The 17,352-nt window shown below is 57.2% G+C and carries 17 protein-coding genes and 2 pseudogenes; 6 read left to right on the top strand and 13 right to left on the bottom strand.

Annotated elements, in window-relative coordinates; translation table 11 throughout:
• Positions 1–142: 142 nt before the first annotated feature.
• From tsaA to L0Z65_RS17990, 6 genes are all read left to right on the top strand, one after another.
• A complete protein-coding gene (gene tsaA / locus L0Z65_RS18015; protein WP_392342301.1) occupies positions 143–601 on the top strand; it encodes a tRNA (N6-threonylcarbamoyladenosine(37)-N6)-methyltransferase TrmO in 459 nt (152 codons plus the stop codon).
• Between the two features lie 42 nt (positions 602–643).
• A complete protein-coding gene (locus L0Z65_RS18010) occupies positions 644–1,804 on the top strand; it encodes an ABC transporter substrate-binding protein (protein ID WP_392342300.1) in 1,161 nt (386 codons plus the stop codon).
• Positions 1,805–1,820: 16 nt separating this feature from the next.
• On the top strand, positions 1,821–2,246 hold the full coding sequence (locus L0Z65_RS18005; protein ID WP_392342299.1) for a hypothetical protein: 426 nt from the start codon (positions 1,821–1,823) through the stop codon (positions 2,244–2,246).
• Between the two features lie 4 nt (positions 2,247–2,250).
• On the top strand, positions 2,251–3,231 hold the full coding sequence (locus tag L0Z65_RS18000) for an ABC transporter permease (protein ID WP_392342297.1): 981 nt from the start codon (positions 2,251–2,253) through the stop codon (positions 3,229–3,231).
• Between the two features lie 64 nt (positions 3,232–3,295).
• Positions 3,296–4,105, top strand: a complete 810-nt coding sequence (locus tag L0Z65_RS17995) for an ABC transporter permease (protein ID WP_392342295.1) — start codon at positions 3,296–3,298, stop codon at positions 4,103–4,105.
• Positions 4,102–5,598 carry an ABC transporter ATP-binding protein gene (locus tag L0Z65_RS17990; protein ID WP_392342294.1) on the top strand — a complete coding sequence of 499 codons (1,497 nt, stop codon included), beginning with the start codon at positions 4,102–4,104 and terminating at the stop codon, positions 5,596–5,598. Before L0Z65_RS17995 ends, L0Z65_RS17990 begins: the two co-directional genes overlap by 4 nt.
• Here the strand turns inward: L0Z65_RS17990 and L0Z65_RS17985 are convergent.
• The 13 genes and pseudogenes from L0Z65_RS17985 to L0Z65_RS17925 all read right to left on the bottom strand — a co-directional run bounded on the left by L0Z65_RS17985 (position 5,595) and on the right by L0Z65_RS17925 (position 17,328).
• On the bottom strand, positions 5,595–6,152 hold the full coding sequence (locus L0Z65_RS17985; RefSeq protein WP_392342293.1) for a gamma-glutamylcyclotransferase: 558 nt from the start codon (positions 6,150–6,152) through the stop codon (positions 5,595–5,597). The genes L0Z65_RS17990 and L0Z65_RS17985 overlap by 4 nt on opposite strands.
• 84 nt (positions 6,153–6,236) lie before the next feature.
• Complete coding sequence (locus L0Z65_RS17980; RefSeq protein ID WP_392342292.1) at positions 6,237–6,923, bottom strand: M23 family metallopeptidase; 687 nt, start codon at positions 6,921–6,923, stop codon at positions 6,237–6,239.
• Complete coding sequence (locus L0Z65_RS17975; protein WP_392342291.1) at positions 6,920–7,495, bottom strand: hypothetical protein; 576 nt, start codon at positions 7,493–7,495, stop codon at positions 6,920–6,922. Before L0Z65_RS17975 ends, L0Z65_RS17980 begins: the two co-directional genes overlap by 4 nt.
• 39 nt (positions 7,496–7,534) lie before the next feature.
• The gene (locus tag L0Z65_RS17970; protein ID WP_392342290.1) at positions 7,535–8,728 is read right to left on the bottom strand and encodes an acyl-CoA dehydrogenase family protein; all 1,194 of its coding nucleotides are present in this window, start codon (positions 8,726–8,728) and stop codon (positions 7,535–7,537) included.
• Between the two features lie 23 nt (positions 8,729–8,751).
• Positions 8,752–9,168 (bottom strand): thioesterase family protein, encoded by a 417-nt coding sequence (locus tag L0Z65_RS17965; RefSeq protein WP_096790418.1) that lies wholly within the window; start codon positions 9,166–9,168, stop codon positions 8,752–8,754.
• Between the two features lie 37 nt (positions 9,169–9,205).
• Positions 9,206–9,808, bottom strand: a complete 603-nt coding sequence (locus L0Z65_RS17960) for a prephenate dehydratase (protein ID WP_118070471.1) — start codon at positions 9,806–9,808, stop codon at positions 9,206–9,208.
• Positions 9,809–10,439: 631 nt separating this feature from the next.
• Positions 10,440–11,195, bottom strand: a complete 756-nt coding sequence (locus tag L0Z65_RS17955) for a glutathione S-transferase family protein (protein WP_392342288.1) — start codon at positions 11,193–11,195, stop codon at positions 10,440–10,442.
• Positions 11,196–11,235: 40 nt separating this feature from the next.
• On the bottom strand, positions 11,236–12,126 hold the full coding sequence (locus tag L0Z65_RS17950) for a LysR family transcriptional regulator (protein ID WP_392342287.1): 891 nt from the start codon (positions 12,124–12,126) through the stop codon (positions 11,236–11,238).
• Between the two features lie 269 nt (positions 12,127–12,395).
• A complete protein-coding gene (locus L0Z65_RS17945) occupies positions 12,396–13,319 on the bottom strand; it encodes a LysR family transcriptional regulator (protein ID WP_096873329.1) in 924 nt (307 codons plus the stop codon).
• Between the two features lie 50 nt (positions 13,320–13,369).
• Positions 13,370–14,404 (bottom strand): ABC transporter ATP-binding protein, encoded by a 1,035-nt coding sequence (locus L0Z65_RS17940; RefSeq protein WP_096708084.1) that lies wholly within the window; start codon positions 14,402–14,404, stop codon positions 13,370–13,372.
• A pseudogene (locus L0Z65_RS17935) lies at positions 14,401–15,396 on the bottom strand (ABC transporter ATP-binding protein). The gene L0Z65_RS17940 and the pseudogene L0Z65_RS17935 overlap by 4 nt, the downstream one beginning before the upstream one ends.
• 5 nt (positions 15,397–15,401) lie before the next feature.
• Positions 15,402–16,351 (bottom strand): annotated as a pseudogene (locus L0Z65_RS17930) (ABC transporter permease).
• Positions 16,348–17,328 (bottom strand): ABC transporter permease, encoded by a 981-nt coding sequence (locus L0Z65_RS17925; RefSeq protein WP_392342285.1) that lies wholly within the window; start codon positions 17,326–17,328, stop codon positions 16,348–16,350. Before L0Z65_RS17925 ends, L0Z65_RS17930 begins: the two are co-directional and overlap by 4 nt.
• Positions 17,329–17,352: the final 24 nt, after the last annotated feature.

The following is a 17,352-nucleotide window of genomic DNA, read 5'->3' as shown; positions in this document are numbered from 1 at the left end:
TGAGGTGTACGCTCCAGATTTCCGATTTTACGATGGCTGGCCTGCGCAATATCAGGGGGCAACCGTTCGACGGTGGCCCGCCCAAACCTGTTTTGACAGGTGAGCCAGCCTATTCCTTCCCACATACCGTTTGCGAGACGCCATGACCGATGCGATGCACCTTCTGACAGTGCCCTCCGAAGTATTTGAAATCACGCCAATCGGTGTAATCCGCACCGGGTTTGAGGAGGTCAGGGACTGCCCGATGTCCGGACGTCGCAATCCAACCACCAGCCGGATTGAATTGGCCCCTGAATATCACAGTGCGCTACAGAATATCGAATTGGCCTCGCATCTATGGGTGCTCTACTGGCTGCATAAATCCGACCGCAGCGCACGGATACGGCAGGCGCGGGGAAGCCAGGTTGCACGTGGGGTGTTCGCCAGCAGGGCGCCAAACCGTCCCAACCCTATTGGTCTGAGTGCGGTTCAGTTGCTGGATCACTCCGATGGGGCCCTGACAATCAGTGGGCTGGATTGCATTGACGGCACCCCGGTTGTGGACCTGAAACCCGTCGTCCCACAGGAAGATGCCCGCCCGGATGCCACCATCGGTTGGTAGCCCGGCCAATCACAGTGCTCCAGTCACGAAGAAAGTAGGCTCATGTCGTTCGTTCACCGGTTTATTCACCCTCTTTTTCTAACCCATGCTGCGGCTGTCGGACTGGCGCTTGGCGCTGCGCAGTACTCTGGTTTGGGTGCTGATACGCTTATGGCGGCAGAACCGGATCGTCAGCGGCAGTTGGTGATCACTGACAGCAAGGGCGACCGTGGCATGCTCGCGCCTTATGTCCATCGCAAAAACGGGATCGCCTACCTTTATACCAGTTACATCTTTGATACGCTTGTCAGCCAGGACGCCGATGGCAATCCGGCGCCGGGACTGGCCCGGACTTGGACGCGATCTGAGGATGGCTTGAGTTACGATCTGGAACTACAACCGGATGCGAAATGGCATGACGGAACCCCGGTCACCGCAGACGATGTCGCCTTTACCCTGCGCTATATGGCTGAGCATCCTTATGTTTTCGGATCGGTCAAATCGCTTGCCGGGGTTGAGGTCAAGGGCACCCATGATCTGCGCATCCATATCAAACGCGCAGAATATGGCTTGGTCGAGGGCTTGTTTTCCGCAATTCCTATACTGCCCCGGCATATCTACGAGGGTGTGGAAGATCCTTTTCGATTTGCCACATCTGACGCCGCAATTGGCAGCGGTCCCTATCGATTGGCCGCCTACGACAAGGCGCAGGGACGGTATCGGTTGGAGGCAACAGAAGACCACCCACTCGGGCGGCCGCGGTTTGCCCAGATCTGGATTGTCAAAATGGGGCCAGATGCTGCCCTTCAGGCGATGAGCACCGGTGAGGTGGATGTTATTTCATACCTACCACCAGATCGCCTTCCTGAGGCATTGGGCGCTGGTTTCGCTGTCGAAACCTCACCAAGCGACCATGTATTGCGGTTGGGATTCAATCATCGTGGACAGTTTCAGACGAAGGAAGTGCGCCAAGCCATTGCCTACGCTGTTGACCGTTCTGCGCTGCTGGTGACTGCGTTTCCCGGGATCGCTGAGCTTGCTGAGACAGGTTATTTCCAGCCCGGCTCGAAATGGCAAAGTGAGGAGGCAACAGAGGGTTACACCTATGATCCTGCTCGGGCGCGCGACCTGCTGTTGGCTACAGGGTGGACCCAGAACAGCGCCGAGCCGTTGGCAAGCGCAGGGAGGGGAGATCCGCCTGCGGCTCCTCACGGATGGGCGTGAGGTAAAGCCCGCAAAAGTGATCGCAGAACAGTTGGAAGCGTTTGGGTTTGCTGTGGATCTGCGGGTTATGGAGATTGCCTCCCTGCGCAGTTTGGTGGCTGATGGCGATTATGATCTGACGTTGTTCTCCTCCAGCACGCTGGGCGATCCGGGCAATATCAGTCGCCGGGTCTTCGGGCGTGGCTGGAACAGCGACCGTTTCCCTGCGGACCCCAAAATGACAGGCCTGATCAAAGCGCAGGCCGTTGCTCAAAACCAGGCTGAACGCCAAGAGATACTGGCCCAGTTCCAGCAACTATATGCAGAAAACCTTCCGTCCTACATGCTGGTCAATCCGCTGATGGCAACCGTCTTCAATGACAAATTGTCAGCCCCATTCATGTCGGGCGGCGTGGCCATTGGGATCCCGTCAGCGCTTCACAAATCCATATTCCTGGAGTGATCCGGTGGACAACGCCTCCCCCTCGCTGCTGGACCACCCGGTGCCGACGGAGATCACAGGAGCGGGATCGCTAGCTGTTGAAAGGTTCACGCGCCTCCTCAGCGGGTTTGTTCTGCGGCTATTGATCTTCTCCTTTGTCATTGCGCTCTGCGGGGTGCTATCGCGGATGATGCCGGGCGACACGCTGGAGGTCATGCTGTCGACGGATTTCGCGCGGGGTCTTGGTGCCGGCGAGGTGCAGCAATTACAGGAGACGATGGGGCTGGGCGGAGGGATCGCCTCTCAGGTCTGGGACTACTGGGGCAAGCTGCTATCTGGTGATCTGGGCTATTCAATCCCCCACGCGGCCCCAGTTCTGCCGCTGTTACTGACTGCTTTGCCTTGGACCGGACTGTTGATCCTGGGTGCGATGCCGGTCTTCCTCATTGGTGGCGCTCTGGCGGGGATCGAGGCCGGACAGCTGCCGGGCGGAACGGTGGATCGTTGGGTCACCCCTGTTGTGACCATCCTGGCAAGCCTGCCGCCCTTTACCGGGGCGGTACTGCTGCTCCTTCTGTTTGGCATTCTGTGGCCCGTACTGCCGACTGGTGGGGCAGAGCCACTTTTCCCCTCGACGGAGCACCTGGGGCGGGCAATGGGTGTTCTGCGTCACGCGATCCTTCCGATGCTCGCGTTGGCGCTGCATGAGTTGGCGCGGTTCTACTTCCTAGCGCGGGCTGAAACGCTCAATTTAGCTCAACGTGATTTCATCGTGAATGCGCGGGCACGCGGGATCTCGCCTTGGCGTCTTCGATGGGCTTATATCGGACGCAGCCTGATACCCGCTTGCCTGTCACGGCTAAGCGATACGTTGATCGGGTTGGTGAGCGCCGTGTTTTTTGTGGAGATCGTTTTTTCCTATCCGGGCACTGGCTATCTGATCTACAGCGCCATCCTGGATCGGGACTATGACCTGTTGCAGGGGGCAGTCGTATTTATGGCCTAGCGTTGTCCTGCTCATGAACTGGTTGATCGATGGCCTGTCTGCGCATCTTGCGAGGCGTGGTTAGATGCAGCTGACATCGCGACGGAGGCTGCTTCTCGCGGCAGTCATCTTGCTGTGCCTTGGCATCTGGCTTGCAGGGGCGAGTGGGCTGCTCGAATATCACAGCAGCAAAGAGGTGCTGGCACCGCCGGGACAGGGGCATTGGCTGGGCACAAATGAGATCGGGCAGGACGTGCTGACGGGTCTGATCCTTGCCACGCCAACCACGCTGACGCTGGCCTTAGCAACGGCACTGGTAACGGTGAGCCTTGCCGTGGGCGCTGCAAGCCTTGTGGTGTTTGGCGGCCCGTTCTTATCCGCGCTTGTGTTGCGGTGCGTGGATATATTGCAGGTGGTGCCGACCATGCTGCTTCTCCTGCTTATTGCAGCCTTGGTCAGTCCCGGTTTCATGGCCTTGTTTTTTCTTTTGGTCCTAACAGGTTGGAGCGACGACGTGCGGGTGGCCGCGGCGGTTCTGCGGCGAGAGGCTCTGCGCGAAAACGTTCAATATGCCCGCGTGATGGGGGCAGGGTGGGTCTATTGCTGGCGCTGGCATCTTTTTGCAGCGCTGCGCCCGCTTCTGGGTGCTCTAATGGTTCAAAACATCAGACAGGCCGCGCTGAAGTCCGCGGGTCTGGCGTTTCTGGGCCTGACTGACCCTCGGTTATTAACCTGGGGGAGCATGATGCAATCGGCAATGGACCAGCTTTATTCCGATGCGTGGATCTGGCTTTTGCTGCCGTGTACGGCGCTTTTGTCGCTGTTGTTACATACGACACTGACATTGGGTGACCGGCGCTTGCGCTCTGGCGCGGTTTTAGGACCTGCAGTTTGATCCGGGTCGATAATCTCTGTCTCTGGCATGGACCCCGCGCGATCTTCCGGGATGTCTCGTTTGAGGTGCCCAAAGGGCAGACATTGGCACTGCTCGGGGCGTCCGGCAGCGGTAAAACCTCGCTGGCGCGGCTGCTACTCGGTGTGCTGCCAGGCCGTTACGTAGATATGGCTGATCAAAACGGGGATGGATTCAGCTGGTCGGGGCGGGCTGAAGTGCTTGGGGTTGATATGCTGCGCGCGCCGCGTGCAGATCAGCGCAAACTGCGGCGAACGGATTTAAGTCTGATCGTGCAGGCCCTGTCGGACGCGTTAAACCCGCATCAGACCGTTCTTCAGCATGTGGTGGAGCTGCTGCCGCAGAGCCGCCGACGGACTTCCCTGGCTTTGTCAATCTGCAAGCGGTTCAACATTCCAGAGCGTATCCTGCACAGATATCCTGCCACCCTTAGCGGTGGCGAAATCCAGCGGGTTCTGACCGCGTTGGCTTTGGCACGTGATCCGCAGGTCCTGATCCTTGACGAACCGACCGCGGCGCTGGATCACGGCAATCGCACACTGGCAGTTGCAGCACTTAGCGAGGGGCGGGCGCAGCGCAGCCAATTGCTGATTACCCATGATCTTGATCTGGCAGGCCAGATGGCAGATCGCATGGTGATCCTGCATGATAAACAGCTGGTGGAGCGCGGCCCTGCAGTCGAGATGTTGATGCGACCAAGCGGGCATGCTGGGATCCGCCGTCCGCGCACAGCGTTGCAACGGGGTATCGCCCCGTTGGTTCCGAGGCCCGAACCGCTGCCGACGAGTCCGCCGGGGCTGGTGATCCAGAATCTATCTCATCAACAGGCCGGAACGCAGGTGTTGCGTGGCATCTCAGCCGTAGCCCGGCCGGGCCGGTGTCTGGCGGTCTTTGGCCCGAGCGGTGGCGGCAAGTCTACGCTGGCCCGCTTGCTCTGCGGATACGAGCGGTTGCAGACGGGCCGTGTATTGTGGCGGCCCCGAGATGAGGCCCATCTTCGGATATGCCACCCACATGAGCTGGCGTTGGTCGCGCAGCATCCGCATCGGGCAATGGCGCGACATATGAGTGTGGGCGAGGTATTGCACGATGCCCAGCGACTGTTTCGTCGCCTAGGTCGCGCGGGTCGCGGTATCGATATTGCAGGGCTGATGGAGAGAGTTGGCCTGCCGCATTCCGGCGCCTTTTTATCACAACGCGCAGCGGACCTGTCTGGGGGCGAGGCGCAGCGCCTGATCATTGCACGCGCGTTGCTATCGCGACCGCTCTGCATGATTGCGGATGAACCGACGGCATCCCTGGACAGCGATACTCGCGATACCATTCTCAACCTCTTCAGGCGTCTTATGTTAGAGGAGCAGCTGGCCCTGATCGTGTTCACGCATGACCCGAAGGTGGCAGCGGCCCTGGGTCATGAAATCCGCTTTCTATCGGAGGGGCAGCTGCGTCTTAGTCCTTCGGGCGTTGCAGCTTAGCGGTGATTGGCCTCACCCTGTGCTGCCTGAAGCGCGCGTACTTCTGCTGAAAGCCAATCAAGGTTGTCATCCGCAATCCCGAGACTGCGCAGATGATCGGCGGTATTCCACAGATAGTCACAGTTAGGGCCGCGTTCACCGGCTGCATGGGCGATAATCTCCGCCTGTCGTGGCAGGCTGTGGTTGTCATATTGCTCATGCCCCCGGTTGACGACATAGGTCAGTGCCTCAACCATGCGGCCATCGGCGAGGGCAAGCGGCGCCGTGATTTCACGGTACGCGGGATTGAACAGCTCGCGCGCGCGCAGGTCCTTCAGGACCTCCGGTTCCTGACCGGATGTCACCGCCAGTGCAACACCGTTACAGACCGCGTCTTCTGCGGCGTCCAATGCAAGCACCAGACCAGGTTGCGCAAAGGTGCCACGATAGCGCAGAGAGTTCAGACAGAACCGGCGCTGATAGCCGCTGAGTTGGGCGGGCAGCTGCTCTGCTGGTTCAAACCCGGGATCCCAGATCAATGATCCATAAGCAAAAACCCAAAGTGTGTCGGACATTATGCAGTTCCTTGATGCGGTCAGGATGCGCCCCTGTCGGAAAAAAGGCGGAAGAGGTCAGGGGTCCCTCTCCCGCCAGGCAGATCAGTCTGTCAGCTGGCGATAGGAGGTCACCAGACTGCTGTAAGGGGGCACAAAGACTGAACGCGTTTCGTCACCGATCTGAACCGTTTCCTTGACGTCGAAATGCAAATGGATCGGCAGTTCCGAGATCCAGGAATTTGACACTTTGCCAAGGCGATCCCCTTTGGACACCTTGTCCAGTGGGGCAACGGCGAGATCATCCATATTCATGTGAACATAGCGGTAGAGCGTGCCGGAGGGCGTCTGCAAGGTCAGGGCGAAGCGGCCTACATGCGCAATCACACCGTCCTCAACCGCAACTGCCCAATGGGTATCAGTCTGGCAGGTAGCGGGGCGAATATCCTGTCCCTGATGGCCGCCCGATGCACAGACCGGCAAATCTGAACGGCGCAGCTCGCAGAAATTATCGCGCCACGGATAACTGTAGTTGACGCTGTCACATTGGCTTCCGCCATTTCCCTTGAACCCGCCGGGTGCATAAACGTGGGAGTTTGCATAGGCTGGCCCGCTTTCCAGCGGGAAGCGCATATCGGGATAGAGAACCGCCCCGATCGAGAGACCTATACCGGTGTCTTTGATCAGGTCCCCGGGCGCTTTGAAACGATCATCTGCAATTGCGGGCGTGACGGAGATCAGTGCCGAGAGGGCGAGAGCACCGCAATAGAGGCTTGTTGCGCGTGGTGTCATTGATCCGCTCCCTTCACCACGGTGAGGGATCCGGCTAGTTCGGCAAGATAGTCTGGTTTGATACAGCGCGCGTCCTCGGTCGGCGCATCGCAGGTGATCCGCAGGGTGTATGTCCCACCAAAGCGACTGAGCATGTGATCAGCCCCGTCGCCCGTGGACTCGTAGGATCGCGCGTCGTGTTTGAAAGACAGGCCGGGTACGTCCACAAGGTGCGTTCGGCTCCCCATGACACTGACCTGCACTCCCTCCAGCTGGTAGTAGGCAGCGTAAGCATTACCCTGCCCACGAAACGCTGGAAGACCGGCAGCAGTATTGGCCCCGAGGATCATGACAGCCATTGCCATATCATCAAATCCATCAGGCTCGGTGGCAAGAAACGCAGCCGTGAGGGTTCGGTCGTCTGCACTTGCCGCGTCGACTGCAGACCTGGCGGCGGACCAGTCAATGGTGCTCACAGCACGTGTCACGTCGGAGGGTTTATCTACCGCAAGGGCAGGGAGTGCCATCAGCGTGAGCGCCGCAGCTGTGGCCGCGACCGCTCCGGCAGCTTTGGCACAAGGGGATGAGGTCATCGTCTCTCTCCAGTCATTATTTATTCGGGTTGGCTCGCTCTAGGCGGGTTCCAGCGTTTTTGGTGTCGCGGGATTGGCGGCTTTCTTGGCCTTAGCGTGCAACCGGGTCATCTGGCCAAAAATGTTGCGCCGGTGCATTTCCTCAGTGCCGCCCACGCTACAGAACGCCAGAGCATCCCGCAGAAAGGTGGTAATCTGCCCTTCGTGGTAGCCTTTGCTGCCGTAGAGCTTCATCAGCTCCATCGCGCCTTCAACGATGGTTTCCGCACCGACGAGTTTGGAAATCGAACAGGTCATTGCGGCTTCCGGAGCACCACTGAGCAGTTGGTGCAGCGCGCCGTAGGATACCCACTTTGCGCATTCGGTGCCGATGCGAATATCGGTCAGCTTTTTCTGAATATACTGATGCTCGATGATCGGGACATCAAACGTTGTCCGTTTTTTGGAGAAATCAAACGCTTCAGACAGCATAGGTTCAATCAGCCAGGCCGCCGCCAATCCGTAGTACAACCGCCCCATCGAAACGATGTTGACCAGATTACGCAGGCCCGCGCCCGGTTCGCCCAGAAGATGGCCGTAGTGGAGCGGCACATCATCAAATCGCATTTGGCCGGTCGGTAGGTCCAGATTGCCCAGCTTGCGATCCTGCGCACCAATCGTCAGTCCGGGGCTATCGGCATCCAGCAACACCAGCGAAATGCCTTCACGGCCGTGGTCGCTCAGCTTACAGACAACAAGAATGAAGCTGGCGACTGGGGCATGCGCAATGTTGTATTTTGCGCCGTTCAGACGGAAGGTCTCATTGGGGCCGGGGGTTAACAGTGACGACGTTGCCCGCACATCCGTGCCGGTGTCAGGATCCGCGATTGCAGTGGCGCTCAGCTCCCCATTGAGGATCCGGCCCAGATATTCACGCTTCTGACTGTCGCTGCCATAGAGGTCCAATGCGCGTACCATGCCAGCCTGCGCGATCACCGACAGCAGCATTCCAGGGGTGCGCAAAGTGGCCGAAAGGCCTTCCAAAGCGGCAGTAAACCCCCACCAATCCCGGCCATCACCGCCAAAGTCGCGCGGCACGATCATCCGCCACAAGCTGGCGGCGGTCAGCCGATCCCAAGTGCGCTGATCAAAAGCACGACGCCCCAGGTGCAGCTCATCCGGGTCGGCCATTTTCCCGATCGCTGCAAAGGCGGTGCGGGTCTGCTGTTGCTCGGCTGTCCAATTCAATTGCATGTCTTCGTCCTCGCAAACAGGGATCAGGCGGTTTCCTGAAAAGTCGCAACGCTTTCCTTGAAGGCATCCGGCACCGGATAGGTGGCCTGTTTGTCGTAGTCGAACATCACATGGACAGATTTTGCATTGGCCACGACTCGCCGATCCGCGTCATCGATATGCATCACATGCTCCATCTCGAAGCTCTTGCCGCCAAAGCTGATCACCCGGCTGCAAACGACGAGGTTGTCGCCATAGAGCGCCTGAGAGATGTAGTCGCAGGAGGTTTTGACCATGATATGCGGTAGCTTCTCGGACTTTGGCAGCTCCAGAAGGTCATGCATGTATTCCAGGTAGGCCGATTGCATGTAGTCGTAGTAAACCGGGCTGCTGACATGCCCCATGGAATCCGTGTCGCGGTAACGGATTTCGACGGGGGTTTCGAAGGCTTTGTTGGACATGATGTCCCTCCTGTTGGTGTAGATTATCGGGGCAGGATCAGGCGTGCTGGGTGCAGTCCTGGCAGGCGCGTTTTTCCAGCGGACCATGGATGGTAAATCCCATGGGAACGGGACCGAATTTGCGCAGGATCGGCAGCCCGAATTTCTCGGCTGCGCAGAGCGTTGTGATACAGCCGTCAGCGTGGCCCTCGGCGCAGTCACGCGCGGCGATGACATTGCTGGAGACAAAGCGTCGCTCAACCGTGATCGGGAGTAGCTTTTCAGGTGCAGGGTGGGTGGCGCAGATCTTGGGCGCCGCCCCGGTGCGGGAGGCGAGAACCATATTGTCGGTGTTCATGATGAACACATCCAGCAGCTTCATCTTCTGAATATGTTCGTAGATGATTGAGTGCAGATGCGGGTAAGCCACCACGCCAACCAAAACTGCCCCATCCTGGCAGGCGACACTGTCTGCGGCCTGTTCCATCGTCCGATGCAGTTTTACCGAAGCGCCCTGACACCGGCGCAATGCCCAGGATAGGGCTGCACGCTCGCAATTGGTACCAGCCGGACCTAGCGTATGAACCTGTTTCACCCAGCCGAATGTTTCGGGGTGCGGAATATACTCGGCGTCGGCGTTATTTTCGATTTGAAGATCCATCACTCGTCTCTTCCGCTAATTGAATTCATATAGGGCCATTGGAAATTCCTCATCTGTTTATCCAAATTTTATTTGGATATTGAGGTAAGGGCAAATTTTTATGATTATTGCGGTGGGTTCTTGTCTAGGTTTGCACCAGCCCTACATCACAGTTTCCAACGAATCTAATTTCTTGATCTCATCGAAACGGTAAAGGCTTCTCGGAACAATTCGAAAAACCTGATGCTGTTCCTCAGGTATGATGAGGAGTGGGTTATGAACTCACAAATGCCATGGAAAAGCGGAAATTGTCGGTACAGCGGATCACGTTATCCGGCGTGTCGCCCGATAAGCAGGCGAAATGCCGCTCATGCTATGAGGTCGTCAGTTTGCACTAAAAAGATGGCCTGTTTCACCCTCCTCGGAGGACGAAACAGGCGCTGGACTGCTGGGTGTGCCATGCGGGCGGCGCCACATATTTTTGAGGTCCGCAGCCATAACACGCAAGATAGTCAGAGGGTGTGAGCACGAAGGCCAGTGTCAGCCTGACTGGGCTGAGTTCCGACCAACGCCATCATAAAGGTCAAGACAGCGCTCAAACCAGTTGAAAACGATATCATCGTTTTCAAACAGAGTGTTGGGGGTGCATACATTACACCATTGAAGGGATCCCGAAAAGGGTAAAATCGGCATAGGCAGGCATCGCTCCTGACAGCCAGTCCTGTGTCGCCAGAAGATCGCGTACCGGCGCGAGTTTTTCCGGCAGCCGCGCGCGTTCGTCCTCGCCCCCTTCGGCCATAGTCTCAAGTGGCATGCCAAACCGACGTTCACGGGCAGATCGGAAATAAACCTGGTCATCCGGGGACATCAGATTGTGCATATCCATGACAGCAATGGTTGCGAGACTGGGGTGGAGGACGGTCTTACAGTAGCTTTCCACGAAACGGGTCAACGCTACCGCCCCTTTGCCATCAAACAGGGCCGGGGCATCCGCATAGGTTTCATCAAGATATCGGGCAATATCAAAGCTCTCCCCCAATACCGTATTGCCATCACGCAGCACTGGAACGCTGCTAAAGCTTCCGTCTTCAACATTTGGGATATCTGCGAAAGAGACCGGGATAAGGTCGTAATCTAGCCCTTTATGGTTCAGGGCCATAATGATTTTCCATACATGTGGTGAATAGTGACGTATTCCGTCTTCGCCACATAGGCTGTACAGCTTGCGGTTCATCTGTGCGCTCCATAGTAAGATTATAGGGATAACTTTGGCTGGAAAACCAGGAATCAATTCTTCAATAGTTATCGGAACTTTATCCACACAAGTGAAATCAGCAATATGTTTATTGTAAAATAAAAAACCGGCAAACAAAAGCGGTATTGAGGCGCTGGCAGGGGTGGATAGCACCGCTGGGCTGGCAGTCTCTGGGTGTGGTTGCGGCGTGATGTTAAGCAGGAATCGCCATCTGTTCGGTATTCAGCAGATCGCGCACGGCGCTGATGATTGGATCTTTTGCACGCGATGCGAGATGCGCGAACAGGACACGTGTGGATTTGCGCACCTCAAGAAGCAGCGCGATGTCGCCGCTCACCGGTTCGGCCCCCGCAGAACTGACATGAACCAGCCCTATCCCAGCACCGCTTGCGATCAGGGTCCGAGTGATCGTTTCGTCGTCAACATTGATGATGCGGGCGGGCTGGATGCCGTTTTCCTTAAACAAACGCTCCGCGATGCGACCGCAGCATGAACTATACGTCGGATAGATCCAAGGCAGAGCTTCGAGACGAGCCCAGTCAAGTTCTGTGCGTTCCGGGACCAGATCCGGGGCCGCGGCAAGATAGACGCTAAAATGCGAAATTTCGAGCGTTTCCAGATCGGTATGTGCTTCGTCCGGATCAATGAAAAAGCCGGCATCCAGCCGTCCATTGCGAATATCGTCCAGCACGCTGGAGGAGGTGCCATGTTGCAAAGCGACTTCCAGATCTGGGAAGTTCTTCGACAGATCTGCCAGCAGGCGGCTCACCTCAGTTGATCCCAGGTTGCGCCCGGCACCGACCTGTAGCTGACCGGCCAAACGACCACGCAGGCGAGAGGCTTCCTCCAAAAATTTCTGGTGATTATCTAGCAATTGCCGCGCTTCCACCAAGAGCCGCTGGCCGTCGGTGGTGACGCTCATGCCACGTGGTGTACGCTGGAACAATGTCAGGCCAAGCGTGTCTTCCATCGTCTTGATGTGGGCGCTGACGGCAGGCTGACTGCGAAACAGCAATTCTGACGCGCGCGTGATACTTCCTTCCCTTGCCACAGTGACAAAGGTCTTGAGTTGACTGATATCCATGGTTACCCCTTCAGATGCTATAGGGCGCCAAGGACCATGGCACCGCTATACAATGGCACGCCGCCACCCCTGGTCAGCGCACTCAGACCATCTTTTATGCGCCTTTTGCGTGAAGTCAAAATATAAACACTCGCAAAAAGGTAGTTCGGCTGCATTCCGCCTGCGCTCAATACCAGCTGGAGTGCGCTCATTCACGCTCATCAACAGGGTGATGAGCCATAGGCGGTATCATAGTAAACAGAGGTAACGACGGCGTAACGGAGTGGACGTCAGCTGATCGACGTCGCGCTATCTCCCATCCGCCGCCAAAGGCTGTTCAACGTGGGTTTGCTATTCTCGGTCTCGCGATAAAGGCGGACCGATATGGGGGTCACAAACGCCTCCCCACCGGCAAGCGCAAGGCGGCCCTCAGTAAGTTCGGCCTGGCAGAGTTTGCGCGGGAGCCACCCCAGCCCGAAACCTTCAAGGATCATTGCCTTAACTGAGTTCGCCAGAGAATTCTGGTTCACCACCAGCAGGTTTGGCGGCGAAATCTGCTGGCGCAGAGTGTGGTCCAGAACCGATCTCAGAGCCGATGCGCTCCCATACGACAGAAGAGGTATCTGCCGCTTGGCATCCCGGCGCAGATCAAACAGCGGGTTGCCGTCAGCATCGGTTTTTGAAACCGGGATGAATTCGTCCTCTGACAGCGTGAGGTAGTCGCATTTGCTGACCTCCAGCGGGGACAGGAAATCCATCGCCGGATGCCAATAGGTCAGGATAACGTCGCAATACCTCTGCTGCAGCGCGGTCACAAATTGATCGGCCGCCCAGCTGGTTGAGTTGAGATCAACGTCCAGCCCGCCAGCCTCCATCAGAGGTTCGATGTGGTCTCGGAAATGCGTCATGTAAAGCGACTGTGACGACGCAAAACGAATGACGTTTTCACCAGCAGCATCAATGGTCTGGCAGCGTTCGAGTGTCTCAGAGTATGTGCGCAGGATTATTTTTGCCTGCGACAGGAACACATCTCCAGCAGGCGTCAGAGACAGCGGGAAAGTTTGCCTGTTGATCAGCTTTACGCCAACCTCATCCTCCAGGGCACGAATGCGCCTGGAGAATGCAGGTTGGCTGACATTGCGGTCTTCCGCCGCGCGCGAAAAATTCTTATGCGTTGTCAGCGCTTCAAAATCTCTGAGCCAGATAATATCCAACTTGCCTAGGTCCGTTCTGGGGTCATCCAGTGGGCCGGGGGTTCCGGTGTTTAGCTGTCTAGCCTATTTTCTTCGACTGCGTGGCAGGCGACGGTGCTGCCGTCTGCCTGGCGCAGAGGCCGTGGCCGCGACTCGCGACATCTAGCATTCGCAAATGCACAGCGCGTTTGGAAGGGGCAACCTTGAGGCAAGTTGATCGGAGTCGGGATCTCACCTTGCAGCCGGATGTGGCTTTGTCCCTGGTCTTTCAACTGTGGGACAGCCGACAACAGGGCCTTGGTGTATGGGTGTTTCGGGTTCTCAAACAGGGTCCGGGTATCGGCCAGTTCACACAATGTGCCGAGATACAGCACCGCAACGCGAGTGCCAAAATGCTCCACAACACTCAGATCATGGGTGATGAAGAAATACGTCAAACCGCGCTGGTCTTTCGCCTCCAGCATCAGGTTCAGAACCTGCGCCTGAATCGAGACGTCCAACGCCGAGATAGGTTCATCTGCGATGATGAATTCAGGGTCCACCGTCAGCGCGCGCGCGATGGCGATCCGCTGGCGTTGGCCGCCGGAGAACTCATGCGGATAGCGGCTGGACCAGCTGGGATCCACACCAACCGACCGCATCACTTCTGAGACCTTGTCGCGAACTTCGCCGCGCGACAGCGAGGGATTGTGGTGGCGAACCGGCTCTTCCAATGCTTGCTGAATTGTCATGCGCGGATTGAGGGAGGCATAAGGGTTCTGAAAGATCATCTGCATCTTCTTGCGCAGAGGCATCATCTCCCCGCGCGAGCGATCATCAATCCGTTCACCATCATAGTGGATCTCGCCGCCGCTCGGCGTCAGCAGCCCGGCTACCAGACGAGCGACGGTAGATTTTCCGCAGCCTGATTCACCGACGATACACAGCGCCTCGCCCCGATCAGCACTAAGCGAGACATTGTTCACCGCATGAACAGCGCGTTTTTCCCGGGTGATGCGACCACCGCGCAGCTTGATGGTTTCCAGAAACCCTTTGTCCAGCTCAAAGCGTTTTTCAAGGTTCTTCAGTTCAAGCAATGGTTTGCTGTCTTGTGTCTGGATGGTCATACGCTTGCCTCCTCAAGGCTGGCATTCTGCAGGCGGGAGACTTCGTGACAGGCGACCTCGACCTGACGGTAGCTGACTGTTTCCGGCAAGACCTTGCGGCAATGGTCGACCGCATATTCGCAACGCGGGCTGAACGGGCAACCCGGCGGGATAGATGCCAGACCAGGCATATTTCCTGGGATCTGCTTCAGCCGCTGACCCGGCAGAGTCTGTTGCGGCAGCGCATTGATCAGCCCCTGCGTATAGGGGTGCTGGGGGTCGTTGATGATCTCACGGGTCGGACCAGCCTCAATCAGCTAGCTACGGCATACATTACCAAGGTGCGCTCCGTCATCTGGCTAACGACACCCAGGTCATGGGTGATCAGGATCAGACCGACCTTGTTGGACTGGCACAGTTCCAGCAGCAATTCCATGATATCCGCCTGAATGGTCACATCCAGCGCGGTAGTTGGCTCATCCGCGATGATCAGTTCGGGATCAAGCAGCAGCGCCATCGCAATGATAATCCGCTGGCGCATGCCACCGGACAGTTCATGCGGGTATTGGTTCAGCCGTTCCTCAGGCGAGGGGATATAAACCTCTCGCAGCTTCAGTACCGCGATCTGTTCCGCCTCGGCTTTGCTCAGCGAGCGGTGGGCCTTCAGCGTCTCAACCATCTGCTGGCCGATGGTCAGCACCGGATTGAGGGTCACCATCGGATCCTGGAAAATCATCGCCATGCGATTGCCGCGGATCTTGCGCATTTCGGCGTCTGACAGTTTGACGATATCCTTGTCGCCAAACAGGATCTGACCGCTGTCGATGAAGCCCGGCTCAGCTGAGCAAGTTCATCAGCGAAAACCCGGTGATGGATTTGCCAGCGCCGGATTCCCCGACGATGCCCAGGCGCTCGCCTTTGCCAAGATCGAAGGAAATCTGGTTCAATGCGGTGACGGTGTGATCACGCATCGCAAATTTGACCGTCAGGTCGCGAACGGAAAGCAACGACATCGCTCTTATCCTTTGTAAAGTTTCGGGTTCAGCACGTCGCGCATCCAGTCACCCAAGAGATTGATGACTAGAACGAGGACCACCAGAACCACGCCGGGGATGGCGGTGATCCACCAGCTGCCCGAGAAAATGTAATCGAAGCCCGAGGAGATCAGTGAGCCGAGTGACGGCTGGCTCGGCGGCATGCCCAGACCAAGAAAGCTCAGCGAAGCCTCGGAGATGATGGCGTTGGCGACCTGCACGGTGGAGATCACAAAGATCGGTGACAGTGAGTTGGGCAGGATATGGCGGACCATGATCCGCATCGGGCCAAAGCCCAGCACACGCGCGCTGTCGATGTATTCTTTCTTCTTCTCGGCGAGAACAGTGGCGCGCACAGTGCGGGCGTACTGCGGCCATTCGGCGACGCCAATCACCGCGATGAGGAAATAGATTGCATATTGATTGAAGGTCTCGCTGCCGAACATCGCCTGCGTCACCGCAAGAAAGATGATGGCCACCATCAATGTTGAGAACGACAGCTGGATATCGGCAAAGCGCATCAGCAGGCTATCGATCCGCCCGCCGACATAGCTCAGCCACCAAGCCGATGGAGATCCCGAGGAAAGCCTGCAATGCCACAGCGCAGAGACCAATCAACAGCGATAACCGTGTCCCATAAAGGATGGTGGACCACAGATCGCGTCCCTGATCATCGGTGCCGAACACAAACTGGGGATCCGACCCGTCAATCCAGACCGGTGGATATTCACTGTTCATGATATCTATCTGGGCTGGATCATAGGGGTCAAACGGAGCCAATACCGGTGCCAGAACCGAGGCAATGGTAATGACCAAGAAGACCGCGAAGGAGACCATCGCTACCGGATTGCGCCGAAAGCTGTAGCCCATATTTGAGTTCCAAAGCTTAGCTGAACCGCGATGGTGTGCTTTGGTTTGTGCTAAGGCTGCTCATGCGCCCATCCTCGCGATATTAACAGTTGGATTGACGAGCCCGTAGATCAGGTCGACGATGGTGTTGGTGACCACAAAGATGAACCCCACAATGATGAGATATGCCACGATCAGCGGGGTATCGACGCGGTTCACCGCCTCCAGGAACATGAACCCCATGCCGGGCCACTGGAAAACGGTCTCCGTCAGGATGGTGTAGGCCACCATCGTTCCGATCTGCACACCGCCAACGGTGATCACCGGCAGCAACGTATTCTTGAGCGCGTGGATGAAATAAATGCGATAGGGGCGAATGCCCTTGGCGCGGGCGTATTTCACATATTCGCTCTGCAGTACTTCCATCATCTCAGCCCGGATCAGGCGCACGAACAGCGGCAGCATGATCGAGGCCAGCGCGATGGAGGGCAGCAGGATATGCACCCAGCCATCTGCGGTGGCAAAATTTGTGTCCCAGTAGCCAAACACATGCACAACGTCGCCGCGCCCATAAGAAGGGAACCAGCCAAGTTCGACGGAGAACACAAAAATCATCAGGATCGCAGTCAGGAACACCGGAACGGAAATCCCGACAATCGAGATGCCCATAATCAGGCGGCTGAGGATCGTATTGGGTTTGATCGCAGTGTAGACGCCGAGGGGCACGGACAGGCCAACAATGATCAGGGTTGCACCCATAACCAGCTCAAGCGTTGCCGGAAGTTTTTTCAGGATCACATCCAGCGCTGGTTCCTTAAAGAAGTAGCTGGTGCCGAGATCGCCCTGAAGGGCGTTGCCGAGAAAGCGGACATATTGGGTTACGAAGCTGTCGTTCAGGCCCAGTTCGTCGCGCAGCTGCTGACGGACCTCTTCGGAGACGGACTGACCGACCAGTTCCCGCAGGGGATCACCGAGGTTGTCCTGAATGGCAAAGCCGATCAGCGAGATGGCAAACATCACCGCGATGGCCTGGAACACGCGTTTCACGAGGTAGGCGAGCATGTTTGAGTTACCTTGTATCAGTCA

This window comes from Phaeobacter sp. BS52 (assembly GCF_045040595.1).
In the GTDB taxonomy this organism is placed as follows: Bacteria; Pseudomonadota; Alphaproteobacteria; order Rhodobacterales; family Rhodobacteraceae; genus Phaeobacter; species Phaeobacter piscinae.
Note: the sequence above shows the minus strand (reverse complement) of the source record. Positions and strands in the feature narration are given on the sequence as shown.

Excerpts from the sequence above, each read along its gene's own strand:
- L0Z65_RS17980 (WP_392342292.1), bottom strand. The coding sequence starts at position 6,923 with ATGACACCACGCGCAACAAGCCTCTATTGCGGTGCTCTCGCCCTCTCG.
- L0Z65_RS17985 (WP_392342293.1), bottom strand. The coding sequence starts at position 6,152 with ATGTCCGACACACTTTGGGTTTTTGCTTATGGATCATTGATCTGGGAT.
- L0Z65_RS17995 (WP_392342295.1), top strand. The coding sequence starts at position 3,296 with ATGCAGCTGACATCGCGACGGAGGCTGCTTCTCGCGGCAGTCATCTTG.
- L0Z65_RS17925 (WP_392342285.1), bottom strand. The coding sequence starts at position 17,328 with ATGCTCGCCTACCTCGTGAAACGCGTGTTCCAGGCCATCGCGGTGATG.
- L0Z65_RS18010 (WP_392342300.1), top strand. The coding sequence starts at position 644 with ATGTCGTTCGTTCACCGGTTTATTCACCCTCTTTTTCTAACCCATGCT.
- L0Z65_RS17970 (WP_392342290.1), bottom strand. The coding sequence starts at position 8,728 with ATGCAATTGAATTGGACAGCCGAGCAACAGCAGACCCGCACCGCCTTT.
- L0Z65_RS17975 (WP_392342291.1), bottom strand. The coding sequence starts at position 7,495 with ATGACCTCATCCCCTTGTGCCAAAGCTGCCGGAGCGGTCGCGGCCACA.
- L0Z65_RS17965 (WP_096790418.1), bottom strand. The coding sequence starts at position 9,168 with ATGTCCAACAAAGCCTTCGAAACCCCCGTCGAAATCCGTTACCGCGAC.
- L0Z65_RS17940 (WP_096708084.1), bottom strand. The coding sequence starts at position 14,404 with ATGACCATCCAGACACAAGACAGCAAACCATTGCTTGAACTGAAGAAC.
- L0Z65_RS17960 (WP_118070471.1), bottom strand. The coding sequence starts at position 9,808 with ATGGATCTTCAAATCGAAAATAACGCCGACGCCGAGTATATTCCGCAC.
- L0Z65_RS17950 (WP_392342287.1), bottom strand. The coding sequence starts at position 12,126 with ATGGATATCAGTCAACTCAAGACCTTTGTCACTGTGGCAAGGGAAGGA.
- tsaA (WP_392342301.1), top strand. The coding sequence starts at position 143 with ATGACCGATGCGATGCACCTTCTGACAGTGCCCTCCGAAGTATTTGAA.